The sequence below is a fragment of the Caloranaerobacter azorensis DSM 13643 genome, assembly GCF_900129995.1.
In the GTDB taxonomy this organism is placed as follows: domain Bacteria; phylum Bacillota; class Clostridia; order Tissierellales; family Thermohalobacteraceae; genus Caloranaerobacter; species Caloranaerobacter azorensis.
In genome coordinates this window covers 1-2,924 of record NZ_FQXO01000130.1, presented here as the reverse complement: position 1 = coordinate 2,924, position 2,924 = coordinate 1, and the positions used below count along the sequence as shown (strand labels likewise).

The window sequence follows — 2,924 nt, the reverse complement described above, 5'->3', positions numbered from 1 at the left end:
TAAATAATATTTCATCTTTTAAAAATAGTCTTCATAAATATTTCTGAACTGTTAATTACATAAACTATAGTAACAAATAATGCTGAACTGTATTTGTTTAATATTTTACTAGCACAAAAAAACACCCCTGCTATTCCAATGATTAAGCCTAAAAAAAGTAAAATTTTACTGTCTTTCTCACTCAAATAAACTCTTAAAAATATAACTCCTATCATTATAGTGATAATAAAAAAGGTCGACCATAACCATAATAACCAATAAAAGCAATTAACAGAATTGTAATTATAGGAATTAGAAAGGGTATAATAATGCCTTTAGAAATTAATTTCATAACTTAAATACCTTCCCCTTGTTATTTATTTCATAAAAATTACAAACATCATAAATATTATTTGTAAAAAACTTTATGAAGCAAGATAATAGGACAGGGACTTGTCACCAGACAACTCTCTGACCCATTGTCTATTATTCAAGGTATTCTTTGATTAATTTATAGCTATTCAATGGCACTTTATAACAAATATTTTTTTTATTGATTATAAACTTACAATAGACATTTTCTTTTGCAGTGAAAAAACCAAGCTCGATTTTCCTTCTATCATTATAAATAAAAATAAAATAATTTGGATAGCTTTGATACTTACACTTTACTAATTCCCATTTATCAGTATCAAGTTTACTTATTAAACGCTCTATTTCAGCCCTATTTTCAATAGTTATAGGAATACCATCAATTCCTTTTTGCATTTGAATACGCGATATTGTCAGAATATTAATTGACTCAATTCCATTATCATTTCTAAAATAATGCAAAACAATAATTATTAATATTAATGTAATTATACTAGTCAATACTAATATTTTATTTAATCTCATAAAAATATTCCTCTTTAACAAATGTATTTGTTGGTAAATGTCTAAGTGTTAATAAGATTATATGATATCGTTTATTGTTGTTTATGTCATAATAGTATTTACTCTCTTGATTTTCTATTCGATATTCTTCACCTATAGATTTTTCTGTAATTTTTTGAGAAGTATAATTATTAATAGAATATTTTACTTTTTTATTCACATTAGTCTGTACATCATTCTTAATAGTAATAGTATTATCAATTATTTTTTTAACTTTCCCATTTTCAACCAATACAGTATACGAACTATTGGTTTCAAAATCACCAATTTTATAAACTATATCAATTACAGAAGATTTTCTATTTCTTTTAGTTAAATAGATAATATATTCTGTTATATTAAATTTAGGATTTATTTTATCTTTTATAAATGTAGTTATGCCTACATAATCAGGTTTTTCTGAGTTAAAAGGTAAATCTGTATTGATATTAATCTCTTTGAATTTTCTATCATTTAATATTTTATTTCTATCAATGGGATATTCTTCACCAACATTATCGTCATGTAAATAAGATTTTGAGTTAGCTTTACTGATTTTTATTCTTAAATTTTCATTACCTTTTATCACAACAGTTTTAACGTTATTATCAGAATACGTGAAACTATTAGCATAGTCAACAGCTTCTTTTACACTTTTTCCTAAAGCCAACTCATTAGTATAACGTGCTAACCACTGGGTTAAAGATTTAGTTCCTACTGATTTTCTCCAGCCAACAGCTGTTTTTGCACCTTCATCAACAGCTCTTTTAGTAATATTATCTGTACCTTCTGCAGTATTGCATCCTGCAAATGTTACTAGTTTAACTTTGGAAAAATTGTAACTTTTAATTCCTGCATACTTATATCCTGATGATGGACTATCAAAATTCTTTCCATAATAGATTCCAGTTTTATAATCTCCGCCTTTCTGCTTATAATTAAAAGCTATACATTGATAGTTTCCATGTCCATCAAAAAACAAAACATCACTTTCCATTCTTGGAGCATTAGTATTGGGATTATTACCTCTCATATATTGAACTGTCGGCTTAATATTATAATAAGATTTATATCCTGCTATTCCAAAATCTGTAGCAGCATTTTTTGCTGCTTGGGATGTATCAATATCATCATCAAACCAACCCCCATCATAGTTTGTCCCAAATGAATATGCATACTTATTATCTGCTCCTAAAACTGTTATACTATTAAAAATAATTAACAATGAAATAAAAAAACAAAAAATTTTCTTCATAGAACTCATCCTTTCTATTTTATAAAATTTTATATATTCATTTTACTATCTACCACTTTACAAGAAATAAAACGATAACTTCCATATAATAGAAAGAGTAAACATCTAAATCCTAGGAATACTAATTTATAAACACAAAGACCCTGGGAGGCATTTGATATGGTTAGCATTCCCAAAACTTCAATAAAACAAACATTAAATCAATATTTAAATAATTATAGATACATTTTTAAAAAGCGTAGCTTTAATATTTTTTACTAGCTTACAATGCCCATACTTTCTCTAAAATAGCTTCTCTCAGTTAAGTTTTTAAGATGAAAAATTGAAGTTATATTTTATCAACATAAATTCTGTTGATCCTTTGGTAATTATTAGTAATAAACAAAACAGCTATAGAAAGATATGAAATACATATTAAGCTAAAATCTAAGTGCAATAAGCTTTACTTTTATTTGGTACTTCCATTTATAACAGAAACTTTTTCAAATCATAAATTTGAAAGTCCACAAGGTATTAAAAGATTAGTTTCAGAAAAAATTCTAAAGGAATTAATACTTGATAGTCTTGTATCTACACTCGAAGATAGCAAAACTATTCTATAGTTCCTAGATATGTTCACAACTTTATATTTGAAAAAGATGTTGCTTATGTACTCTCTACATAACTGTCAACAGCATTTTAAATACAATTATTCGTTTTTCAATATTTCTGGAACTTCTGGTTTATAGAACCAACCGATGCAAGTAGGCTTTACTCCTACATTAGAAATTATAAA

At 25.8% G+C, this 2,924-nt stretch carries 3 protein-coding genes; all 3 read right to left on the bottom strand.

From position 1 onward, the window contains the following. Positions 1 to 465 precede the first annotated feature (465 nt). Positions 466 to 876 carry a hypothetical protein gene (locus BUB51_RS12370; protein WP_073198130.1) on the bottom strand — a complete coding sequence of 137 codons (411 nt, stop codon included), beginning with the start codon at positions 874 to 876 and terminating at the stop codon, positions 466 to 468. Next, complete coding sequence (locus BUB51_RS12365) at positions 863 to 2,149, bottom strand: hypothetical protein (protein WP_073198128.1); 1,287 nt, start codon at positions 2,147 to 2,149, stop codon at positions 863 to 865. The genes BUB51_RS12370 and BUB51_RS12365 overlap by 14 nt, the downstream gene beginning before the upstream one ends. Positions 2,150 to 2,837: 688 nt before the next feature. Continuing rightward, complete coding sequence (locus BUB51_RS13705) at positions 2,838 to 2,918, bottom strand: cyclic lactone autoinducer peptide (protein ID WP_423230326.1); 81 nt, start codon at positions 2,916 to 2,918, stop codon at positions 2,838 to 2,840. Between the last annotated feature and the right edge of the window lie 6 nt (positions 2,919 to 2,924).

Bases quoted from the DNA above. Each gene is read 5' to 3' on its own strand.
- BUB51_RS12370 (WP_073198130.1), bottom strand. From the start codon at position 876: ATGAGATTAAATAAAATATTAGTATTGACTAGTATAATTACATTAATA.
- BUB51_RS12365 (WP_073198128.1), bottom strand. From the start codon at position 2,149: ATGAAGAAAATTTTTTGTTTTTTTATTTCATTGTTAATTATTTTTAAT.